Consider the following 23,246-nt stretch of genomic DNA (forward strand, 5'->3'; position numbering starts at 1 on the left):
AAGTAGATATGATAAAAATTGTGTGGTCAATAAATGATATAAATAAATATCAAACAGGAAGCTTGCCAGATGACGCAGTAAAGATAGAAACACCGCAGAGTGTTGGTGACCTGATGAAAAAAGCAGTGCCGATTGCTGCAATTCTATGCGTTTTTCTTTTTATCGCTATGCTTTGTAAAACGATTATATGCAAGACAGTTGTAATCTCACCAATATTTATTCTGGTTGGATTTACTTTCGGTTTTTTATTGTTAATAATTCATGAGTGGTTACATGGAATTGTTTATCCTAAGGAAGCAGATGTAACAATAGGTAGAATAAAAGGAAAGACAACATTTGTCGCATTAGCATCCTATCCATTAAAGCGAAATCGGTTTATATTGATGTGCCTGTTGCCATTTGTTCTTGGATTAGTTCCATTTATATTATTTGTAATTAGTCCTGCTGAATTTAGAGTATTTAATGGATTGAATTTTGGCATGGCATGTATGGGTATGGTTTCGCCATTTCCGGATGTGTTTAATGTTCTTGCCGTTTTAAGAAATTCTGAAAAAAGCGATTCAATAATGTTCTACAAGAACGATATGTATAAGATTTCTTAAATTTTTGGTTGATTGTACAGTTGATCAGATAGGAAAATGTAAATCTGCAACTTAAAATATTTTGGAGAAATAGCATGAAAAAATATTTAAGAGAAACAAAAATGCTGGATTATTCAAGTAAAAACATACAGCAATTGATACGGGAAAGAAACTGGAACGACATAGAAGAATTTGAACGACTAAAATCAATTTACACGTTTGTAAGAGATGAAATTTTGTTTGGATATAATATTGATGATACTGTTTGTGCATCAAAGGTTTTGGCGGATGGTTATGGGCAGTGCAATACAAAGGGAACATTGTTCATGGCACTACTAAGAGCTTGTAATATTCCATGCAGAGTACATGGATTTACCATTGATAAAGAATTGCAAAAGGGAGCAATGACAGGAATTGTATATAAAAATGCACCTCGAAATGTGCTGCATAGCTGGGTTGAAGTGTATTTTGAAGATACATGGTACGAGCTAGAGGCATTTATTCTTGATATGCAATATTTGAGAAAATTGCAAATAAAAAATAGCGATTGCACGGGTGCGTTTTGCGGTTATGGCGTGGCGGTGAAAAACTTCAAAAATCCGGTTATTGATTTTGACAGAAATAATACATATATTCAGAGCGAGGGAATCAATCAAGATTTTGGAGTTTATGATTCACCAGATGATTTGCTAAAGGAGCATCATCAGGAAATGTCTGAGTTGAGGGCTTTTTTATACAGAAATTTAGGAAGACACTTGATGAATCGGAACGTTAATAAGATTAGAAATTCTTGAAATTCATCCGATTGGTCGAATAGTATAACACTATTTTGGGATTGTGAAACATTGAGAGTAATGGAGAGTTGAATTTTGAAAAAGGTATTGACTCCGACGTTGCGTAATAGTTTATCCGGTGATGCACAGAACCTTGTAAAAAGAATACAGGAATATATTACACAGAACTTATATACTTGTACAAATAAGATTTTGCGTGGATTAGGAAAAATGTATTCAGGTGGCGGGGATATTACAACAAATATTGATGCTTATGGAGGTGAAGGTACCGCGATTTTTGTAGCAAATGCAATAGAGATTTATTGCGATAATGCAGAGTAAAATCAGAATTTGCAGGAGTGTGTTACATGTATGACTGTTGAAGATGCGATTAATTATTTGGTGTAATAGGTGGTGATATTTTTTGAAAAATGAAATTGTTTTATTTACAGATGGTGATATAAATCTTGAAGTTGAGTTAAGCCCAGAATTAGAAACTGTATGGTTGACGCAGAAACAAATGGAAGAATTATTTGATGTTAAGCATGCTACAGTGAGTGAGCATATTTCCAATATTCTTTCTTCAGGAGAATTAGATGGAACTTCTGTCGGTTTTTCCGACAAAAGTTCTGGAGGAAGAAAACCCAAGATATATAATCTTGATATGATATTATCCGTGGGATATCGTGTTAATTCAAAACGAGGCATCGCATTTCGTAGATGGGCTAATTCTGTTTTAAAGCAATATGTGATTCAAGGCTATGCTATTAATGAAAAACGATTGCAAGCGCTTGAAAGAACCGTTGATATTCAAACAAAGATGCTTGCGTGCACATTGGAGGTTGAAGAATCAGACATTTTAAAGGCTGTTACCTCGTATACAGATGCATTAATGCTTTTAGACCAATATGATCATCAATCCCTTAAAAAACCTGTGGGAAACAGACCTATATATAAAATAACATATGAGGAATGTAAAAAAATGGTTTCACACATGGAGGATTCATTTAAATCGGATGTATTTGGTGTGGAGAAAGAAAAAGGTAAAGTTGAGGGTATTTTGGCAGCAGTTTATCAGAGTGTGTTTGGTGGAGATGTATACCCGTCATTAGAGGAAAAAGCTGCTAATTTATTATATTTTATGATTAAGGATCATCCATATGCAGATGGATGTAAACGAATTGCAGCATCTTTGTTTTTGGAATTCCTTGCTCGGAATAATGCCTTGTATAGAGATGATAGTAAGATAATCAGTGATGGAGCATTGGTTGCGATTACACTTATGATTGCAGAGTCAAGACCAGAAGAAAAAGATATAATGGTGAATCTTGTAATGAATTTTTTGACAATGTAGTTAGTTCGTGAAATTTATTATTTAATGAAATTGGTAAATCGGTATTTGTCGACTTGATAATTTCCAATTTTTAGTGATAGGGAGATACACAATGAATGGTTTGATTATAAAGGTACTCAGCATAAGTATTGCGGTAGTAACCGTAGTATACTTGATTATTTATAAAGGAAATACCATGATTACGAAGATATTTAGCGTGTGTATTATAGCAGCAATGGTAATATGCTGGATTGTTTATGAAAGAAATACAAGAAAGCGAAAAAAACAGGAATTACAGCGTGATGACTATTTATTTGCGAAAGAAAACGATTTGCCGTTACAGATAAATTGGAATGAGATAAATGACTTTTTGTCAGATTCCGGATATGGTGTAAATATGCCAATGGAGAATTGGTTTATGATGGATTGGGCGATACAGCCCTGTGTGGAGAATGGTATAAAAGAAGGAAAGTTTTCTATGAAAGGGTTTCGCGTGTTACAAGCTTTAAGTAACGATATGAAACACATTTTTTATGATGTGAGGTTTAATTATGACCGTGGTCCGGATATAGAAGATAAAAATAGGAAGTACGAAGCCGTAAAAAAGGTGTTGGATACAAAATACGCCGGTTTGTCAGAAGAAGTACGGAAGAATATATATGACCAATTTGTTAAGATATATGAAAGAAAAATCTAATTACAATACAAAGGAGGAAGCCGTTGAGTTTTTAATGAATGAAACTAATCTTACATATGAAGAATGTTCTAAAGCCAACGATTTCCATATTAGACTAAATAAGAAAAATTAATATACAATTCCAGTTTGTTGGTTATAGTGAAATTCGTTTCGTGAAGACGCCAGAAAAAGTGTGGCAACGAATATTGATTAAATTTTTGAAATAGACATAAATTACCCAATGTTGAAGGGATATATAGATGCATATTGGGTGAAAAATTCCAATATGAAAAAATCACCCAATCAAAATGGGAAGAAGTTCAGAGGACGATGGGGAAATTGTTGAAATATGAAAAAATTCCCCAATTGCGGATGAATGTGTAGGGAAGGATTGGGTGAATATTTGGAATGACAAAAAAACACCCAATGCAGGAGAAAATGTTATCGTAATGCGGTGCCATTCGCATTACGCTGCGCTTCATGCTCATGTCGCGCTGGCGCGCTATACATCCAGTCCGAAAATCAGCCGATTGTGAGCAAGCTCCCATGGCTGATTTCGTCCTGCCTGTGCACCGCTTGTAGAAACGCGCAAATTCCAGTTTATAAAATTAAGAAAATGGAATTTAAGGAGGAGTATGTAAATGAAATTAGCAGATTTAGCAACAGACTCTGATTGGATAGTGTGGATTGTCTTTGCGATATTTGCTGTACTTTCTATTATTTTACTTTCTGGACATGGAAGCTGGTTCATTTCTGGATATAATACAGCTTCAAATGAAGAAAAGGAAAAATATGATGAAAAGAAGTTATGCAGAACAATGGGAATTGGAATGTCTATTATAGCAATTCTTGCATTAACTATGGGCTTGTTTGAAAATATTTTGCCCGCATTTTTTGTATATATTGCATTGGGGATTATTTTGGTTGATGTCGTGGTAATTATCATTTTAGGAAACACATTATGCAGAAAGTAATAACTTCCAGCTTATGAGGATAAAACATGAAACTTAGAGAATACAAAACGACTGACTGTGGGCAGATGTTGCTCGATAGATTGTTAAGGGAGTAGGAAATGAACGAGATTTTATACAGAAAGACTACAAAAGATGATATGGAAATCCTCATGAAGCTGAGACTTGAAATGCTTAGAGAGGTAAATGATCTGTCCGGTGAGTATGAATATGATGAGAAATTTATCTCTGAGAGCAGGCGGTATTTTGAGTCAGGTGAGCAAACAACGGTTATTGCACTTGATGGGCAAACTCCCGTAGGCTGTGCAAGCCTATCCTATATATGGATTATGCCGACATTCTCGCACCCGACAGGCAATCGGGCGCATTTGATGAATGTCTATACCCGTGCAGATCACAGAAGAAGCGGAATCTCTAAGAAGATGGTTGAGATTCTGATTGAAGAGGCAAAGGAAAATGGTGTGACAGAGATAAGTCTGGATGCAACAGAGATAGGAAGACCTTTGTATGAAGTATTAGGGTTTCAGGCATCAGATTCATGTATGGTGATGGAATTGAACATGTGATTCTGTTTATATCTCCAGAATCTAGAAAGATTGAAATTATTTGATATATAGTCAATTGATAGAAGATGAGCAGAATTAAGAATGAAAGAGAACACGTATAAACCACAGATTCCGGACATAATGGAAGTAATATTTGGTTGCAGCGATATAAAGTAAATCAGGGACAGGCTGGAAAACAATCGTCTTTCAGCCTGTCCCTGATTCAATTATTTATTTGCGCTATCTGCATCAATTACAGATTGGATCTGCTTCATCAGAGTATCATAGTTGTCCTGGTTATCAATTCCTCCAAGCATCGGATCTCCGACAATATTACCGTTTCTGTCAACGAGTATGGTTGTAGGAAATGCCATAATATCGGAAGCATATTTCCCTGCATCGGAAGATGCGTCGATGGAGAGATTGCGGTATTTGGCCCCCTGGCTTTCAAGAACTGCTGCGGCTTCTTTGATCGCAGTTTCGTTTCCGTCGAAGGTTTCTGTGTTGATGCCGATCACTTCGCCGCCCATGGACTTGATGGCATCGTTTAATTCATTAAGCTTCGATAACTCTGCAACACAAGGCTTACAGCCGGTAAACCAGAAATTGATGACTGTGACTGCATTTCCGGAAAACAGGCTTTCATCAACCGTATTACCGTCATAATCCTGACCGGAGAAATTGCGAAACGGAGATGTGGATCCGGAATTGTCGTTTGCGTCAGCACTCTCGGAGGTTGTGTCTTTCTTCTCGATTTCGGCGATCTGTTCTTCGATCTTCCGTATAGTCTCAATATCAGTCGTAAGTGTGTTCAATTCGTCTTTTGTAAAAGCATCCTTGTTTGATTCAACGGTGCTGGCTAGAAAATCTGCATAATTTCCGCTTGGATCGGCAGTGCTTTTGTTCATCATGCCGAACACTTTGTTCCATACATCCTCATGATCGGCAAAGATCTGGTTTTCCTGCTGATATAAATCATCCAGTGTTGTGCTGGAATCCCCTGTGGCTTCTGTACTGGCTTCCGTCTGGGAATCCTGTGGCTTTTCCGTGGTTGCAGCGCCCTTTCCGGTGCAAGCCGTAAGGAATAATGCTGCACAGAGTGTTACAATAGGAATAAAAGTTTTTTTCGTTTTCATGATTATTGCTCCTTTGAATTATATTAAAATTTAATTGTTATCGGTTGATTGCGGCTTCCCGCTGTCCTCTTTTTTCTGACAGGCACCGCCTAGAAACTGGTAATGGATTGCGTCTTTTGGACAAGCCTTTATGCAGGCACCGCACCGGATGCATTCCGGATGGTTTGGCGTCTTGCACACGTCAACATCCATTTTACATGCCTTCGCACATTGATTACAGCCCACACATTTACTTCCATCTACCCGGATGCTTAGAAGGCTCACCTTGTTAAACAGGGAGTAGATTGCCCCAAGCGGACAGATCCATTTACAGAAGGGCCTGTAAAACAAAATACTTAGTACTATAACTGTAATTAAGATCAGGCATTTAAAGGAAAACAGTTTTCCCAATGCAGATCGTATAGCCGGGTTTCCAATCGACAGCGGGATGGCCCCCTCTAAGACACCTTGCGGACAAATATATTTGCAGAAGAATGGGTCACCCATTCCGATGGAGTTCGTTACAAGCATCGGCAGAAGTATAACGAAAACAACGAGGATAACATATTTGAGGTATCTTAGCGGTTTCAGTCTGGCTGTGGAGAATTTCTTCCCGGGGATTTTATGAAGTAAATCCTGAAACCATCCAAACGGACACAGGAACCCGCATATGAATCTTCCGAGTAACACACCGAGCAGAATAAAAAACCCGGTTATGTAATAGGTGAATTTAAATTTGGACGATCCGACCACTGCCTGAAAGGCACCGATCGGGCAGGCACCCGTTGCGGCGGGACAGGAATAGCAGTTTAATCCCGGCACACAGACGGTTTTTGCTTTGCCCTGGTATATTTTGCCCTTAAACAGATTGGGGATATGGATATTGGTAAGCAGTGTGGCGGCCGCCTGTATCCATCCGCGCATCCGGGCAGTTTTTTGTGATAGTGATTTCTTTTTCTTATCCAATTCCGACACACTCCAGACATAATTTTATAGCTTTGCCCAGCACGGTAGCAGCTTCTCCTCTGACTGCACCATAGCTGATCATGGCGATACCTGTGATGAGCAAAACAATTTGGGATATTTTTCTGCGCTTCAAGATATAATTGCTCCTTTCGTTTGTTGTATTTGTTGACCAGCTGACTTCGGTATTATACAATAGCAGTTGTAAAATTATTGTTAAGAAATGGGAGAAATATTTTGAGATTATTAATAGTGGAAGATGAGAAACAACTATGCGACACAGTTGCGAAAAGCCTGTATGATGCCGGGTATGAGGTGGATACCTGTTATGATGGAGAAACGGCGCTTGAATGCATCCTGGCAGAGAATTATGATCTGATCGTGCTGGATCTGAACCTGCCCGGTATGGATGGGATGGAGATTCTGCGCGAACTAAGACAGAGCAACGAGGAGACGAAGGTGCTTATATTATCCGCCAGAGGACAGATCGCGGATAAGGTTGAAGGGCTGGATGCGGGGGCAAATGATTATATGGAAAAGCCGTTTCATCTGCAGGAACTTGAGGCGCGTATCAGAAGCCTGACAAGAAGAAAATTCGTGCAGAAGGATGTATGCCTGGAATGCGGCGGGATAAAGTTCGATACGATCCGGCGCGAAGCATACGCCGAAGGGCAGATCGTTCCTCTGACAAGAAAAGAGAATGGAATTTTGGAATATCTGCTGCTCAACCTGGGCAGACCGGTGAGCCAGGAGGAACTGATGGAGCATGTCTGGGATGCATCTGTGGACAGCTTCAGCGGAGCCATCCGGGTACATATGTCTTCGCTTCGGAGAAAGCTCAAGGCGGTGCTTGGATATGATCCAATCCTGAACAAAGTGGGAGAGGGATATAAACTACGAGAGGAGTCCGATCGATGAAAAAGATGTCACTGCAGTGGAGACTGACCTGTATAATTACCATATATATCGCGGTTATATGTGGCTGTCTGACTATGCTTGTCTATAAAAATGGTGTGTATTATATTGACTCCCTGAAGGAGACTGTCGATGCCAGGGGAGATGAGAATGCGGATGATACGGATGAAATATATATCAGTATTCCGGAAGATAATTGGGATGCGTTTGCGAACGATTTTTCTGTTCAGGTATATAATAACAAGGCCGACTATAGGAAAAACAGTCTGATAATCTCGGCGGTGCTGGCGCTGCTTGGCGGAGTGGCGACTTATTTTATAAGCGGACATGCGCTCCGGCCGATTCGTGAGTTTTCGGATAAGATCGAAGAGGTGCAGGCGCAGAATCTGGCTGATTCAAAACTCGAAGAAAACAAGGTGAAAGAACTGAACCAGCTGAGCGTCTCCTACAACAAGATGCTCGGACGTCTCTCGGATGCATTTGAGATACAGAGGCAATTTACCGCGAATGCGGCACACGAGCTGAGAACCCCGTTAGCTCTAATGCAGGTGCAGTTGGATTCCTATAATTCCGGGCAACACCCGGGCAGCGATGCCGAAACCGTACAGACGATCAAGATGGTTACGGAACAAAACGACAGACTCAGCAAGATGGTGAAGACGCTCCTCGACATGAGTGAGCTTCAGACCGTGGGCCGGGATGAGACGATTATGGTCGACGCGCTTGTGGATGAGGTATTGGCAGACTTAGAACCGCTTGCCAGGGAGAAGGATGTAGAACTGACCGGGAACTGTGAGGCTATAACGATAGTCGGAAGCGATATTCTCATCTACAGGCTGGTATATAATCTTGTTGAGAATGCTATCAAATATAATCATCCGGGCGGACAGGTCACAGTAAATGCATCCCGGAAGGAAAAGCACGTTTGCCTGTCGGTAGCCGATACGGGGAACGGAATCCCGGAGGAACTTCGGGAGCGTGTCTTTGAGCCGTTCTTTCGTGTGGATAAATCCAGAAGCCGTGCACTTGGCGGCGTCGGACTCGGGCTTGCACTCGTTCATGAAATCGTGAGAGTACATGACGGAAACATTACTGTCCGATCAAACCCGTCAGGAGGAACGGTTTTTGAGGTGATGTTTACGCAGTGATTTTCGGTTATGAGAAGCATTTCTTCCGGATTCCCCTGTTGACACACGTTGCTATATTTGATAAAATTTATCAGATAATTGAACAGTCCATGAGGGAGTAGTTAGCGCGAAAGTGTGGTTTGTCAACATTCTGATTATAAGTTGAGAGTATAATCTGGCAAATCTTAAATAATGAGACTCATGTATATTGATCAACCGTCTGTGCAATAATCTACACAGGCAGCTGTTTGATATACATGAGTCTTTTTTCAGCTATCCATACTTATGATAGCGGGATTTCAGCTGACGGAAGCTTTGAACGAGAAAAGGAGGAAACCATGGAAAAAATCATTAACAATGCCCCATTTGCCCTTGTACTTGTATTCCTTGTGATAGGCTTTGTACTGCTTATCAAGGGCGCGGACTTCTTTGTGGAGGGAAGTTCCAGCGTGGCGAAGCGGCTGCATGTGCCGTCGATCATTATCGGACTTACCATCGTTGCGATGGGAACATCCCTTCCGGAAACCGCAGTCAGTGTGTCTGCATCCCTTGCAGGCAACAATGAGCTTGCAGTCAGCAATGTTGTCGGTTCCAATATTTTTAATCTGATGGTCGTCATTGGCGTGTGCGCGATATTGGCAACAGTGAATGTTGCAAGAGAAACAATCCGGAGAGATATCCCATTATCCCTTATATGTGCCGGACTTCTGATGCTTCTTGGAATTGTCGGACTTGGCGACAAGACTGGTATGACGCTTGGACATCTGGATGGTGTGATATTCGTAGTGCTTTTTGCATGTTACATTATCTACATGGTCCGGACTGCGATGAAGGCAAGTAAGGAAGGTAAGAAGGTCGAGATCGAAGGTGGATCGGACGAGGAGATCAAGCTTGTTTCTGTTCCCGTGAGTATACTGTTTATCATTGGCGGCGCAATCGCGATTGCTGTCGGCGGAGATGTGACGGTTGATGCTGCATCCAGAATCGCAAGCGATCTCGGTATGAGCCAGACACTGATCGGGCTTACGATCGTTTCAATCGGAACATCGCTTCCGGAGCTTGTTACCTCTATCGTAGCAGCCAGAAAGAATGAAGTGGATATGGCACTTGGAAATGCAATCGGTTCTAATATATTTAATATATTGATGGTGCTTGGTATAGCATCGGCGATCAGTCCGATCAGCATTATCACAGAAAATATCATTGACCTGTGCGTACTGATCGTATTTACCATATGTGCATGGATCTTTGCAGGAACGAAGAAGAAAATCGGAAGAGCCGAAGGGCTTTGCATGGTTGCGCTTTACGCGGCATATGCGGTTTACATCATAGTAAGATAAAGGGGCGCTCGGACAAATGATATTATTCTTCAAGGTGTTTTTCACGGAGTTTATAGCAGAGATGGGCGATAAAACCCAGCTTATGCTGATCGCGCTTACTTCGAAATACAAATTAAGGGACATAATACTCGGTACCGGTGTTGCGATTCTTGTATTGAACGGACTTGCGGTTCTGGCAGGCGGACTTGTCAGCGAGTTTGTGCCGGAATGGGTAATCAAGATGATTGCAGCACTCGCATTTCTTTATTTCGCCGCATCTACGATTGCCGGTGACGACGAAGAAGAGGAGGAAGATGGTAAGACGAAGATCAAGTTTGCGCCGCTTGCGGTATTTTGTACATTTTTCGTGGCAGAGCTTGGCGATAAGACACAGCTTACCGCGATCACATTTGGTGCAAATGAAGGCATGCGTGCGGCACTGGTTGTATGGATTGGCTGCTCGCTTGGACTGTTCGTTGCGGATATGCTTGGTATGCTGATCGGATATCTGCTGAAGAGCAAGACGCCGGACGGGCTGCTTTGCATGCTTGCATTTGCAATCTTCTCCATCTTCGGTGTGTACACATTGTATCAGGGGCTGAAGCTTGTTCGCGCAAGCGTCTCTCCAATTCCGGTAATTCCGGTGCTTGTAGTTGTGACGATTGCCTTTGCAGGCTTGTGTGCGTTCCTCTTTGTAAGACGGGAGAAAAAGAAGAAAACAGCATAAGATAATAAGCAATAATCTGTTTTATAAAAATGCGAGGAATAAAACATGGAATATAACTATACGCACGGTGGAGATGTCTACCGAAATCCAATTGAATATGATTTTTCCATCAACGTCAATCCGCTTGGCATGCCGCTTGCAAGTATTCAGGCGGCACATGAGGGAATTGTGCTGACTGGCAGATATCCGGACTATAGGGCGGAGCAGCTATGCCGTGCGATAGCGAAAGCACAAAATATACCGGCAGACCGGATCATTCCCGGGAACGGCGCAGCGGAGCTTCTGTATGCACTTGGACAGACGATTCCCGGGAAGGCACTTGCAATTGCACCGACTTTTACCGGGTATGCGGAAGCTGTCGCTGCGGGAGGCGGAGAGATGAGTTATGCAGGATGCGAGGATGCGGATGGGGGCGTTGATGATATGAGCGGACAGGATAGGTTGCAGTTTGATTCTGAAACCGTAATTCAACGTCTGCTTGCAAAGCTGGACGATTCCATCCGCCTTGTATTCCTGTGCAATCCGAACAATCCAACCGGAACATTGTTTACGCGGGAACAGATCCTGCGCGTGCTTGCGAAGGCGGAAGCAATGCAGGCGTATGTCTGTGTGGATGAATGTTTCCTGCCATTTTTAGAGGAGGAAGCTTCGTATAGTATGCTGCCTTATCTGGCGAAACATCCGCGGTTGTTAGTGCTCCGTGCATTCACGAAGATTTACTGTATGGCAGGACTTCGACTTGGGTATCTGGCTTGCGGGGATACAGAGTTGCAGTCGAGGATTCGTGCGAAGCTTCAGCCGTGGAATACATCGATTCCCGCACAGATGGCAGGCATCGCGGCATTATCGGATACAGAGTATCTGGCGAAGACACGCGAGAATCTGCAGGCGGAACGCGCGTATCTTGTGCCGAGACTACGTGAGCTGGTGGCGGAAGTGTATGATGGATATGGGAATTTCCTGTTATTTCACGATGAACCGGACTTGAAAGAGCGGATGCTTGAAGTGGGTGTTTTGATTCGTGCGTGCGGTGATTTTGAGGGACTCGATGATACATATTTCCGCATTGGAATCCGTTCCCACAGTGAGAATCAGGAATTCATTCGCAGATTGGCCCATGTGAAAAATGTGGTAAAATAAACTTAGATTTATATAAAGTAGTGAAAAAAGAAATTATAAAATCAAAAAAATCACTGTTTTTTCAAAAAACAGTGATTTTTTTGACCCTGAGTGGTATTATATTACTATAAATGAAAAAGGGGTGTGAATATATGGAACCATATAAAGCAAAAAGTATGCCTTTGGACTATAAAATAGATAAAGATATGTTAAAACTGATTTCAGAAGCAAATGTAAAATATGGGGAATACAAATCATTGTTAAATACGTTGGAATTTGATGCCAGCTATTTCTTGGATTCCGTAATATTAAATGAAAGTTATAAATCGACACAGATTGAGGGAACACAGATATCTCAGGATGAAATGTTTTATCTGAAATATATGGAAAAAACAGATGATAATCAGGAAATACAAAATCTCAAGAAAACAATCGAATATGCGCAAACATATTTGCAGACGAAAAAGCAAATAAATTATGAACTTGTAAATGAAATGCATAAAATTATATTAGATAGTGTGAGAGGATCGCAAAGAACGCCCGGAAAAATCCGAACGACACAGAATTGGATCGGACCAAGAGGATGTACGATTGAGGGAGCAACATTTATTCCGCCAGTTCCAGAAGAAGTTTATGGATTGCTTATAAATTTATACGATTATATGAATGATGCGTTTACAGATCCTTTGTTGGTAAATGTTGCTTTATCCCATATGCAGTTTGAGACGATTCATGCATATAAGGATGGAAATGGAAGACTGGGCAGGGCATTGATTCCGGTACAAATGGCAATGATGGATGAAAGTACTCCGATTTTGTACATGTCAGAGATTCTCGAATTATATAAGCCATCTTATCAGAGATATCTTATGGAATGTAGAAGAGGCAATGTAGCAGGATATATTAAATTCTTTTTACAGTGTGTGATTGATCAGTGCAATTCATATACTAACAAACTGGAACGAATTAAAGTGATTTACAAAGAAGATATGGAGACAATTAAGCAGATAAAAGGAAATTCGATATATAGAATTATGCCTGTGATTATGAAGCAGATTGTGTTTAATAAAAAAGAAATACAGGATCTGTCTGGGGTATCTGTGAATGTTGTGTCAAGGATAATAGATCAGCTAGTAGATTTACATGTGATTGTACCAGATTCCACGGTTTCGAAAAAAGGATATCGATATCAAAGAATATATGAAGTGTTCGTTGGAACAAATGAGTTTTAAATGACAAGGAGACACAAAATGGCAAAATCAATCATGATTCAGGGCACCATGTCCAACGCGGGCAAATCTCTTATTGCGGCAGGACTTTGCCGCATATTTAAACAGGATGGTTACAAGGTTGCCCCATTCAAATCCCAGAACATGGCATTAAACTCCTATGTGACAAGTGAGGGGCTGGAGATGGGACGTGCACAGGTTGTACAGGCGATGGCGGCCGGTGTGGAACCATCTGTGCGGATGAACCCGATCCTGCTTAAGCCGACGACCGATATGGGTTCGCAGGTGATCGTGCAGGGACAGGTCGTAGGAAACATGCGCGCCATGGATTATTTTGCAAAGAAAAAAGAATATATTCCGGTGATCAGGGAAAGCTACGAGCAGCTTGCTGCAGATCACGACATCATTGTGATCGAGGGCGCGGGAAGTCCGGCGGAGATCAATCTGAAGCAGGATGATATCGTGAATATGGGGATGGCGAAAATCGCGGATGCACCAGTGCTTCTGGTTGGTGACATCGACCGCGGGGGTGTATTTGCGCAGCTAATCGGTACGGTGATGCTCTTGGAACCGGAGGAACAGGCACGAATCAAAGGTCTGATCGTGAACAAATTCCGTGGCGATAAGAAAATATTAGATCCGGGTATTACAATGTTAGAGGAACGGGCAGGTAAGCCGGTGCTCGGCGTGGTGCCGTATGCAGATGTGGATATCGAGGATGAAGATTCTCTTGCGTCAAGTTTGGAAGAGACGCATATACAGGCGGAAATTGATGTGGCTGTGATCCGGTTCCCGCGCATCTCGAATTTCACAGATATGCAGGCGCTCAGCATGGAGCGGGATGTGTCAGTACGCTATGTGACAAAGCCGTCAGAACTAGGAGAACCGGATGTAATCTTACTTCCGGGTACCAAAAATACGATTCAGGATCTGCTCTGGCTGCGGGAAAGCGGACTGGAAGCAAAGATTACGCGTCTGGCGAAGAAGGGCACCATCGTGTTCGGAATCTGTGGCGGGTATCAGATGCTTGGCGAATCACTCATGGACCCATTGCAGACGGAGAGTGCACTTGGTAGTGTGCGTGGTATGGGATTGCTGCCGGTTACAACTGTGTTTGAAGAGGAAAAACAACTGGAGAACCGCGCATACCGGATTGGAATGTTGGAAGGGAATTTTGTGTCACTCAGCAATAAGAAAATTGCCGGTTATGAGATACACATGGGGCGGACGGAAGTTGCTGGCAAAACTACAACCCCCATTTATCCTTTCGTCAGCGATTCAGCAGGAACCGTACTCGGCTACACGGCAGGAACTGTGGCAGGCAGTTATATTCACGGCATCTTCGATGAAATTGCATTCCGTGAGGCATTTATTGAACTGTTGTATGCGCGCAAAGGGAAAACACGGGGAGAAAGTGAACATTTGACCTTGCAGGAATACCGGGAACAGCAGTTTGACAAGCTGGCACAGGTTCTGCGGGAAAGTCTTGATATGGAGAAAATCTACGAAATTCTGGGACTAATCAAGCAGGGATAAAGTAATTCCTGTGTAAGCGGAAATAAACTCGAAATACAGAAAGCAGTAATAGATTATAAAGGAGACGGAAATGATTCAGATCTATCATGGAGATGGAAAAGGAAAGACAACGGCGGCTGTGGGACTGGCTGTGCGCGCGGTGGGGAGCGGACTTCCTGTACTGTTTGTACAGTTTTTGAAGGATGATACGTCCGGAGAGATTGCAATGCTGCAGAGGCTTGGTGTCGAGACATTGCATGCCCCGCAGATGTATGGATTTGTGAGCCGGATGTGTGAGGAAGAGCTTGCAAAGACGCGTGCATATTTTGCAGATATGCTGGCGCAGGTTGAAATGTGGATTGCAAAACAGAAAAAACAGCATGACGACGTGCGGAAGGAAAATACGGTTGAGGCGGTTGTTGTTTTGGATGAGGTTTTGCACGCTGTAAAGTATGGGTTACTTGATGAGAGTACATTGATGGAAGTGCTGGAGAGCAATCAGGCGCAGATCGAATTCGTTCTGTCCGGACGGAATCCATCGGACAAGCTTCTGGCACTTGCAGATTATGTCACGGAAATGAAAAAGGAAAAGCATCCGTATGAACAGGGAATTTCTGCCAGAAAAGGGATAGAATTCTAAGGACTGTTGTGATAAAATAAAACCGATCATCGACAAAAACAGGAGCGCACATGGAAGCACATCAGTTACCTTCGGGGACGTATCTGGAACAGAATAAATATTACATTGAGCGGGTGCTTGGAGATGGCGGATTTGGAATCACGTATCTTGGGTATGATGTGAAGCTGCAGCGGAAGGTTGCAATCAAAGAATTCTATATGCGCGGGTACTGCTACCGGAATCCCGGAGATCCGAATGTTTACACCGAGGCAGGTGAAAAACGTGAGAATTTCGAGAAGATGAAACAGCAGTATATTGAGGAAGGTCGTGTGCTGGCTGCCTTGGGAGAGCAGCCTGGTGTGGTAAATGTCTACACGTTTATTGAAGAGAACAACACAGCTTACCTTGTCATGGATTTTGTGGAAGGACAGTCGCTGGATGCATATGTGAAAGGCCGGGGAGGCAGGTTATCTGTGTCCGAGACTCTGGCAATCATGCGTCCGGTTATCCGTGCGTTGGCGGGTGTACATAAACGAGGTGTGATCCACCGGGATATCAGCCCGGACAATATCATGATCACACATGACCGAAAGGTGAAGCTGATTGATTTTGGCGCTGCGCGAATGTATGGAAATTATAATTATCTCCGCGTGCAAAAGGGTGGATATTCGCCAATCGAACAGGTGACACCGGGAGCGCAGATTGGACCGTATTCCGATGTATATGCGCTTTGTGCGACGATGTATACTTGCATGACCGGGGTGAAGGTGCCGCATGCCGTCGAGCGGGCAAAGCAGGACAGACTTGTGCCGCCATCTGCGATGGGACTTGTGATCGCACCGCAGGAAGAAGCTGTTTTGATGCAGGGACTTGCAATTGATCCGGCACAGAGGTATGCAAATGCGGAACAGTTGTATCAGGCATTGTACGAGACGTCGATGGAGCAAACAGGAAGCGTATCCATGATGACGCACAGTGGAATATCTCAGATGTTGGCGGATATGCAGGCAGACCGGAAAAAGCAGGCACATAGAAAAAAGCAGATTGGTATGGTCTGTGGTATTGTTCTGTTGTTGGGGATTGGAACTTTTATATATTTTCAGAGGACGCGAAATGGGGATGAGACAACGGCTGCTTCCGAAGCAACGACACAGCAGATCTTACAGACGGAGATAGATGCGAGTCCGGTGGAGGAAGTGGATTGTACTGCATATGCGCAGGAGTTTTATGATTTATGTGCGAAGCAGCACGAATCAAAGGGGAATACTCTGACACAGAGGGATGAATTTACAGTTGCTGCTAAAGAGACAGCGGCAAAAAGCGCGGCGTTGGTATATACCAGCATGGATGAATTAAATGCCGCGTTAACGGAGATTGGCAATCAGGCGATTGCCACATATAAGATACCGAATACCGGATGGGTGACATATACATTTTCTTTAAAGGAAGATGTCGCGACGGTAAAACAGGCATTGGATACTTATATTGCACAGATGAACGAGGAAAATCAGGGAACCGTGGATTTGGATAATTGTGCGTATCTTGGCGTCAGCGTAGCGCGAGCGCAGGATGGTACATATTTCTGGGCAGTATTTTATCAATAAAGAACAGGAAAACATAAGAAAAAAAGGAGAACATGGGGGATTTTGAAATGGATAAAAACGGGGATTTTAAGGAATCGTCAAAGGACAAATTGAATCGTGCCATCGCATCTATGTGCGATGAATGGTTGTTGATTGAGGAGATTGATCTGGAAGCGGATACATTTGAAATCCTGCACGATAATTTGCAGAAGCAGGGGATTCCGGTACCACGGAATTGTAGTTACAGCCAGCAGAATTTCGAGATGCAGGAGCTGGTTGCACCAGAATATCAGGAATATCGTTATAATTTCGGTGTGCGGGATAATCTGCGCAAGCTTCTGAAGCAGAGCGATACCGCGGAATGCGAGTATATTGTATGCACGGGAGAAAATGTATGGCGCAGAGATGTGTTCAAGGTAGTGGAATGGAAAGATGAGGAACCGAAGATTTTAAACTGGTTCCACATGAATATTGACAGCAAGAAGTCTGCGGAGCTAAAGCAGCGTCAGGCGATTCGGGATGCTTACCTGCAAAGTGAGCAGGCGTATGCAATCAAAAATATGTATCTTAAGCGGCTGAACGAGGAATTGCAGATGCCGATCAACATGATCGTCGGAAATGCATCCGTTGCGCGGACATTTGTCACGAATCCGGAACGTGTGACCGCGTGTATCGAGGAGATTTCCCTTTCAGCAAAGGCAATCTTCCGTATGGTGCGTCAGATGATCAATACAGACGCGATACAGCAGGGTACGACGCTGTTGCAGATGCAGCAGACATCTGTAGAAAATCTGTGGAGAAATACGCTTGATATTGTCAAGCCATCCATGCGGCTTCGGCGGCACACAATGCATCTGGACATGGCACAGCTTTACCATCGCAATGTGATTGGCGATGTGGAGAAGATGCAGCAGATATTGTTGAATTTATTGCAAAATGCAATTGATTATACGCCATATCAGGGCGAGATATTTTGTGGGATCAAAGAGAAACCGATGGACGAAACGACCGGATACTTTGAATTTTATGTGCAGGACAATGGAGTCGGTATGTCTGAGGAGTTTCGGAAGATTATGTTCGAGCCATTTGCAAGAGAGCATTCAGACCGGATTGAGCGTGTGGAAGGCTCTGGCTTGGGGTTGATGATCGTGCAGAATTTGGTTCGTCTGCTGGATGGAGAGATTGAGGTTGAGACAAAGACTGGTCATGGGACGAAGATCACAGTTGGAATGAAACTGCGATATGGAACAGAGTCCAAGGATGCCGAAGGAGAGATCCAGTATTTTGACTGGAGCGATTGGGAATCTGCGCGCGAGAGGAAAACGATGTTTTCCGGACAGCATGTGCTGGTTGTAGATGATAATGATATTACCGCTTCGATTGAGGAGCAGATTTTGACAGAACGTGGACTTGTTGTTGACCGTGCGATCAATGGAGAGGATGCAATCTGCATGTTTGAACGGTCACCGGCGCATTACTATGATCTGATATTGATGGATATGGGATTGCCGTTTATGGATGGTTATGCAACAACAATGGGAATACGACAGCTTCGCGAGGATGGAAGGACGGTTCCAGTGATTGCGTTGTCTTCCCGGTTATATGCAGACGATGAGTTTCATGGAGAAGAATATGGAATGAAAGCAAGGCTTCAAAAACCTGTCAGTGCAAGGAAACTGATGGAAGCCGTGCGCGAATATATATAAAATTAAGGAGTCGCAAAAGAAAATGCCAGTTACAGAGTACCTAGAGAGAAATGCCAGATTGTACCCGGATGAGGTTGCACTGGTGGAGTTGAATCCGGATGAGCCGGATACGAGAAGAACTTCGTGGAAGGAGTTCGAGCTGATACAGCCATCGAGATTTGAGCCGTATCGAAGAGAGATTACATGGAGTGTCTTCGATGAGAAGGCAAACCGGTTTGCCAACATGCTGATCGGGCGAGGCATCAAGAAGGGCGATAAGGTCGCAATCCTGATGTATAACTGTCTGGAATGGCTGCCGATTTATTTCGGCGTTCTGAAGACAGGAGCCATCGCCGTGCCGTTTAATTTCCGGTATGATGCAGAAGAGATTTTATATTGTGCAGAGCTTGCAGAGGTTGATATGATCGTGTTTGGCCCGGCGTTCATCGGACGAATCGAGACAAATGCAGAGCGGCTTTCCAAGGGAAGACTGTTGATCTATGTCGGGGATAACTGTCCGGAATTCGCAGAGAGCTATCATCAGCTCGTGGCAGATTGTTCGAGCCATGCACCAAATGTGGAGATCACAGACGATGATTTTGGAGCGATTTATTTTTCATCCGGAACGACCGGATTCCCGAAGGCAATTTTACATAAACACCAGAGCTTAACACAGGCCGCACAGATGGAGCAGAAGCATCACGGCACGAGCCGGGATGATACGTTCCTGTGTATCCCGCCACTGTACCATACCGGTGCGAAGTTCCACTGGATGGGAAGTCTGGTGGCAGGCAGCAAGGCTGTGCTCTTAAAGGGCACAAAACCGGAGACGATTCTCTCCGCTGTGTCGAGTGAGCATTGTACGATCGTCTGGCTGCTCGTTCCGTGGGCACAGGATATTCTGGATGCGTTAGACCGCGGGGACCTGAAGTTAGAGGATTATGAGCTTTCGCAGTGGCGGCTTATGCATATCGGTGCACAGCCGGTACCGCCATCGCTGATCAAGCGCTGGAAAGAATATTTCCCACATCACCAGTACGATACGAACTATGGACTTTCCGAGTCAACCGGACCGGGCTGCGTGCATCTGGGTGTGGAGAATATCCATAAGGTCGGTGCGATCGGTGTGCCGGGTTACCGTTGGGAATGTAAGATCGTGGACGAGAACGGTGTGACAGTCCCACAGGGCGAAGTCGGAGAGCTCTGTGTCAAGGGACCGGGCGTGATGACCTGTTATTATAGAAATGAGGAAGCAACCGCGGAGACAATCAAGGACGGCTGGTTGTTCACCGGAGATATGGCAAGACAGGACGAGGATGGATTCTATTTCCTTGTTGACCGGAAGAAGGATGTCATCGTCAGTGGAGGCGAGAATATCTATCCGGTACAGATCGAGGATTTCCTGCGCAAGCATGACAAGATCAAGGACGTGGCAGTTATTGGACTTCCAGACCGCCGGTTGGGCGAGAAGACCGCTGCGATCATCGAGATCAAGGATGGCATGACCTGCACAGAGGAAGAAATCGAGAACTTCTGTCTGGAGCTTCCAAGATATAAGAGACCAAAGCAGATTATTTTCCATGAGATTCCGCGTAATGCGACCGGAAAGATCGAGAAGCCGAAACTGCGTGAGATGTACGGCGCAGACAAGCTGGTAGAGAAGGAAAATGAGGCATAAAGAACAAAAGGAGTAAATTATAAATGAAAGAATTGATGTTAGGGAATAAGGCACTTGCACGCGGTCTGTACGAAGCCGGATGCAAAGTGATTTCCAGTTATCCGGGTACACCGAGTACAGAGATCACAGAGGAAGCCGCTTTATACGATGAGATCTATTGTGAGTGGGCACCAAATGAGAAGGTGGCTATGGAAGTGGCACATGGCGCGAGTCTGGGTGGAGTCAGAAGCGCAACGGCAATGAAGCATGTTGGATTGAATGTGGCAGCAGACCCATTGTTCACGATCTCTTATCAGGGATTAAATGCAGGTCTGGTTGTCTGCGTGGCAGATGATCCGGGTATGCATTCTTCCCAGAATGAGCAGGATTCCAGACACTATGCTGAAGCTGCAAAGGTGCCGATGTTGGAGCCGGCAGATTCAGAGGAAGCGCGCGTATTTGCAAAGCGTGCGTACGAATTATCTGAGAAGTTCAATACACCTGTATTCCTTAAGATGTGCACGCGTGTAGCACATTCACAGAGTGTTGTAAATACGGAGGAGCGGATCGTTCCAGAGCAGGTTCCTTACAAGAAGGATCCGACAAAGGTTATGATGACGAAGAATTCCCGCGATGCGCATGTGCGCGTGGAGCAGCGGACAAAGGATCTGATCGCATTTGCTGAGAATTGTGATCTGAACCGCGTGGAGATGGGAGATACATCCATCGGATTTATCACAAGCTCCACATCGTATCAGTACGCAAAGGAAGTGTATGGCGATAATGCAAGCTATCTGAAGCTTGGTATGATCTGGCCGCTTCCAGAGAAGCTGATTTTAGACTTTGCAGAGCATGTGGATAAGGTTGTAGTCTTGGAAGAGTTAGATCCATTTATTGAGAATCACTGTAGAAAGCTCGGTCTGGAAGTTGTCGGCAAAGAGACATTCCCGATCTGTGGCGAATTCTCACAGAATCTGGTGCGTACGGCACTTGGCGGAGATGCACCGGAAGAGCTGGCACTTGCCGATGAGATTCCGGGACGTCCACCAGTTATGTGTGCGGGCTGTCCACACCGTGGAATCTTCTACATCCTTTCGAAATTAAAGTGTATGGTCTATGGTGATATCGGATGTTATACATTGGGCGCCGTGGCACCGTTGAATGCGATGGACTTAAATGTCTGCATGGGTGCGTCTTGCTCCGGTCTGCATGGCTTTAATAAAGCGATGGGTGAACAGGGCGAGAAGATGAGTGTCGGTGTAATCGGAGATTCGACCTTCATTCATTCCGGTATTACCGGTATTACAGATATCGCTTACAATATGAGCAATTCGACCGTGATTATCCTGGATAATTCAATCACAGGTATGACCGGACATCAGCAGAATCCGACAACCGGTAAGAATCTGCGTGGTGAACCGGCCGGTAAGGTGAATCTCGAAGCGCTCTGTGCAGCACTTGGATTCAACCGTGTCACAGTTGTTGATCCGTACGATCTCGCAGAGGTGGAGCGTGTCGTGAAGGAAGAGCTTGCCGCAGAGGAGCCAAGTATCATTATCAGCCGCCGTCCGTGTGTTATGATCAAGGGTACGGTACATAAGCCGCCAATCAAGGTGGATACCGATAAATGTGTCGGCTGTAAGATGTGTATGAAGATCGGATGTCCTGCGATTTCCGTGCGGGATAAGAAGGCAGTGATCGATACAACGTTGTGTATCGGTTGTGAAGTATGTACACAGATGTGTAAATTCGGCGCATTGTGTCCGGCAGCAAAGGAGGGCAGGTAAGATGGAAACAAAGAATATTATGATCGTCGGTGTCGGCGGACAGGGTACGTTGCTTGCCAGCAAGATATTAGGACATGTGCTGCTCTCACAGAATTTTGATGTGAAGGTTTCCGAGGTGCATGGTATGAGCCAGCGTGGCGGAAGCGTTGTCACATATGTAAGATATGGTGAGAAGGTGTATTCACCGGTCATTGACAAGGGCGAGGCAGATGCGATTGTCGCATTTGAGAAGCTCGAAGCGGCAAGATGGATTTCCTACCTGAAGAAGGGTGGACAGATCATCGTGAATACACAGGAGGTAGAGCCGATGCCGGTTATCACAGGTGCTGCGGAGTATCCGCAGGAGCTTGTCTCCAAGATGGAGGCAGCCGGTGCGAATGTCGATGCGAAGGATTTCCTCGCTATCGCCGAGGAGGCAGGTTCTGCCAAGGCGGTAAATATCGCACTCATGGGAAGACTTTCGAAATATTTCCCGGAGATTCCGGAGCATGCATGGGAAGAAGCAATCGATGCAATCGTTGCGGAGAAGTTTCGTGCTTTAAACCATAAAGCATTTGAACTTGGAAGAAATGCATAGGCAGGTGTAAACTTTGCCTGAAAACACCTTTCCTTTGTTCGTGTAATATAAGGACATCAGCAAGAGCTGAAAAACAAACGAACAAAGGAGAGGTAAAAATGAAAAGATTGGAAATTGCGCAGTATATTGCACTTGGAGCAACTTGTATGACAGTATTGGGGTTCGTGATCAACCTCGCCACACAGAGCAGATGGAGTATGACGATGTGTGGATATGGTGTGATGATCGGATTGATCTCATACTTCTTCGGCGGAATCAAAACCGCAGTGAAAATGGCGGGAAAGATTGCAAAATGGGGCTGGATCATTCTGCCGTTTCCGTATGATATCGTGACCGGTCTGGTTGCATTTTTTATTTCGATTTTCGTATTTATGGCGTTGCCAATTATTCCGATTCGTAAGGCGTACAAGGAACAGTCGATGGAGTAAAC

General features: G+C 44.1%; 24 protein-coding genes. 21 read left to right on the forward strand and 3 right to left on the reverse strand.

Annotation, left to right across the window (positions count from 1 at the left end; all coding sequences use genetic code 11):
- Window positions 1-8 precede the first annotated feature (8 nt).
- The 7 genes from AAAT93_RS09110 to AAAT93_RS09140 all read left to right on the forward strand — a co-directional run bounded on the left by AAAT93_RS09110 (window position 9) and on the right by AAAT93_RS09140 (window position 4,900).
- Window positions 9-602, forward strand: a complete 594-nt coding sequence (locus AAAT93_RS09110; RefSeq protein WP_117781736.1) for a DUF3267 domain-containing protein — start codon at window positions 9-11, stop codon at window positions 600-602.
- Between the two features lie 74 nt (window positions 603-676).
- Window positions 677-1,375 carry a transglutaminase-like domain-containing protein gene (locus AAAT93_RS09115; RefSeq protein WP_227573141.1) on the forward strand — a complete coding sequence of 233 codons (699 nt, stop codon included), beginning with the start codon at window positions 677-679 and terminating at the stop codon, window positions 1,373-1,375.
- Between the two features lie 75 nt (window positions 1,376-1,450).
- On the forward strand, window positions 1,451-1,696 hold the full coding sequence (locus AAAT93_RS09120) for a TipAS antibiotic-recognition domain-containing protein (RefSeq protein WP_227573142.1): 246 nt from the start codon (window positions 1,451-1,453) through the stop codon (window positions 1,694-1,696).
- 82 nt (window positions 1,697-1,778) lie between these two features.
- Complete coding sequence (gene rhuM / locus AAAT93_RS09125) at window positions 1,779-2,708, forward strand: RhuM family protein (protein ID WP_118671619.1); 930 nt, start codon at window positions 1,779-1,781, stop codon at window positions 2,706-2,708.
- Window positions 2,709-2,799: 91 nt separating this feature from the next.
- Window positions 2,800-3,384 carry a hypothetical protein gene (locus AAAT93_RS09130; protein WP_227573143.1) on the forward strand — a complete coding sequence of 195 codons (585 nt, stop codon included), beginning with the start codon at window positions 2,800-2,802 and terminating at the stop codon, window positions 3,382-3,384.
- A gap of 620 nt (window positions 3,385-4,004) precedes the next feature.
- Window positions 4,005-4,337, forward strand: coding sequence for a DUF3784 domain-containing protein (locus tag AAAT93_RS09135; RefSeq protein ID WP_118374330.1), 333 nt, complete (start codon window positions 4,005-4,007; stop codon window positions 4,335-4,337).
- Window positions 4,338-4,435: 98 nt separating this feature from the next.
- Entirely contained in the window at window positions 4,436-4,900 is a 465-nt protein-coding gene (locus AAAT93_RS09140) for a GNAT family N-acetyltransferase (RefSeq protein ID WP_021985888.1), read from the forward strand.
- Window positions 4,901-5,106: 206 nt separating this feature from the next.
- Here AAAT93_RS09140 and AAAT93_RS09145 read toward each other — a convergent pair whose 3' ends face one another.
- The 3 genes from AAAT93_RS09145 to AAAT93_RS09155 are packed head-to-tail and all read right to left on the reverse strand — an operon-like array spanning window position 5,107 to window position 7,096.
- Window positions 5,107-6,015 (reverse strand): TlpA disulfide reductase family protein, encoded by a 909-nt coding sequence (locus AAAT93_RS09145; protein ID WP_117780002.1) that lies wholly within the window; start codon window positions 6,013-6,015, stop codon window positions 5,107-5,109.
- A gap of 30 nt (window positions 6,016-6,045) precedes the next feature.
- Window positions 6,046-6,960, reverse strand: a complete 915-nt coding sequence (locus AAAT93_RS09150) for a 4Fe-4S binding protein (RefSeq protein ID WP_021985890.1) — start codon at window positions 6,958-6,960, stop codon at window positions 6,046-6,048.
- The gene (locus AAAT93_RS09155; RefSeq protein ID WP_117780134.1) at window positions 6,953-7,096 is read right to left on the reverse strand and encodes a CD1871A family CXXC motif-containing protein; all 144 of its coding nucleotides are present in this window, start codon (window positions 7,094-7,096) and stop codon (window positions 6,953-6,955) included. The genes AAAT93_RS09150 and AAAT93_RS09155 overlap by 8 nt, the downstream gene beginning before the upstream one ends.
- A 98-nt stretch (window positions 7,097-7,194) precedes the next feature.
- On the opposite strand from AAAT93_RS09155, the gene AAAT93_RS09160 reads away from it, so the two are divergent.
- From AAAT93_RS09160 to AAAT93_RS09225, 14 genes are all read left to right on the forward strand, one after another.
- On the forward strand, window positions 7,195-7,875 hold the full coding sequence (locus AAAT93_RS09160) for a response regulator transcription factor (RefSeq protein WP_227573144.1): 681 nt from the start codon (window positions 7,195-7,197) through the stop codon (window positions 7,873-7,875).
- The gene (locus tag AAAT93_RS09165; protein WP_195540986.1) at window positions 7,872-9,020 is read left to right on the forward strand and encodes a sensor histidine kinase; all 1,149 of its coding nucleotides are present in this window, start codon (window positions 7,872-7,874) and stop codon (window positions 9,018-9,020) included. Before AAAT93_RS09160 ends, AAAT93_RS09165 begins: the two co-directional genes overlap by 4 nt.
- Before the next feature lie 317 nt (window positions 9,021-9,337).
- Window positions 9,338-10,339 (forward strand): calcium/sodium antiporter, encoded by a 1,002-nt coding sequence (locus AAAT93_RS09170; protein ID WP_227573145.1) that lies wholly within the window; start codon window positions 9,338-9,340, stop codon window positions 10,337-10,339.
- 16 nt (window positions 10,340-10,355) lie between these two features.
- Window positions 10,356-11,045 carry a TMEM165/GDT1 family protein gene (locus AAAT93_RS09175; protein WP_227573146.1) on the forward strand — a complete coding sequence of 230 codons (690 nt, stop codon included), beginning with the start codon at window positions 10,356-10,358 and terminating at the stop codon, window positions 11,043-11,045.
- Between the two features lie 45 nt (window positions 11,046-11,090).
- On the forward strand, window positions 11,091-12,185 hold the full coding sequence (locus AAAT93_RS09180) for a pyridoxal phosphate-dependent aminotransferase (RefSeq protein ID WP_118671006.1): 1,095 nt from the start codon (window positions 11,091-11,093) through the stop codon (window positions 12,183-12,185).
- A 131-nt stretch (window positions 12,186-12,316) separates the two neighbouring features.
- Window positions 12,317-13,396, forward strand: coding sequence for a Fic family protein (locus tag AAAT93_RS09185; RefSeq protein ID WP_117780008.1), 1,080 nt, complete (start codon window positions 12,317-12,319; stop codon window positions 13,394-13,396).
- A gap of 18 nt (window positions 13,397-13,414) precedes the next feature.
- The gene (locus tag AAAT93_RS09190) at window positions 13,415-14,929 is read left to right on the forward strand and encodes a cobyric acid synthase (RefSeq protein WP_117780009.1); all 1,515 of its coding nucleotides are present in this window, start codon (window positions 13,415-13,417) and stop codon (window positions 14,927-14,929) included.
- Window positions 14,930-14,999: 70 nt separating this feature from the next.
- A complete protein-coding gene (locus AAAT93_RS09195; RefSeq protein ID WP_227573147.1) occupies window positions 15,000-15,548 on the forward strand; it encodes a cob(I)yrinic acid a,c-diamide adenosyltransferase in 549 nt (182 codons plus the stop codon).
- Window positions 15,549-15,598: 50 nt separating this feature from the next.
- Window positions 15,599-17,131 (forward strand): serine/threonine protein kinase, encoded by a 1,533-nt coding sequence (locus AAAT93_RS09200; protein WP_118545415.1) that lies wholly within the window; start codon window positions 15,599-15,601, stop codon window positions 17,129-17,131.
- Between the two features lie 32 nt (window positions 17,132-17,163).
- Window positions 17,164-18,816, forward strand: coding sequence for a hybrid sensor histidine kinase/response regulator (locus AAAT93_RS09205; protein WP_117780011.1), 1,653 nt, complete (start codon window positions 17,164-17,166; stop codon window positions 18,814-18,816).
- 22 nt (window positions 18,817-18,838) lie between these two features.
- Entirely contained in the window at window positions 18,839-20,473 is a 1,635-nt protein-coding gene (locus AAAT93_RS09210; RefSeq protein WP_021985901.1) for a class I adenylate-forming enzyme family protein, read from the forward strand.
- A gap of 23 nt (window positions 20,474-20,496) precedes the next feature.
- Window positions 20,497-22,239: an indolepyruvate ferredoxin oxidoreductase subunit alpha gene (iorA, locus tag AAAT93_RS09215; RefSeq protein WP_117780012.1), complete on the forward strand. Its 1,743-nt coding sequence runs from the start codon at window positions 20,497-20,499 to the stop codon at window positions 22,237-22,239.
- A gap of 1 nt (window position 22,240) precedes the next feature.
- Window positions 22,241-22,816 carry an indolepyruvate oxidoreductase subunit beta gene (locus AAAT93_RS09220; protein ID WP_117780013.1) on the forward strand — a complete coding sequence of 192 codons (576 nt, stop codon included), beginning with the start codon at window positions 22,241-22,243 and terminating at the stop codon, window positions 22,814-22,816.
- Between the two features lie 98 nt (window positions 22,817-22,914).
- Window positions 22,915-23,244, forward strand: a complete 330-nt coding sequence (locus tag AAAT93_RS09225; protein ID WP_117780014.1) for a hypothetical protein — start codon at window positions 22,915-22,917, stop codon at window positions 23,242-23,244.
- Window positions 23,245-23,246 lie beyond the last annotated feature (2 nt).

The organism is Coprococcus hominis (ex Arizal et al. 2022), from assembly GCF_040094675.1.
Lineage (GTDB): Bacteria > Bacillota > Clostridia > Lachnospirales > Lachnospiraceae > Coprococcus_C > Coprococcus_C hominis.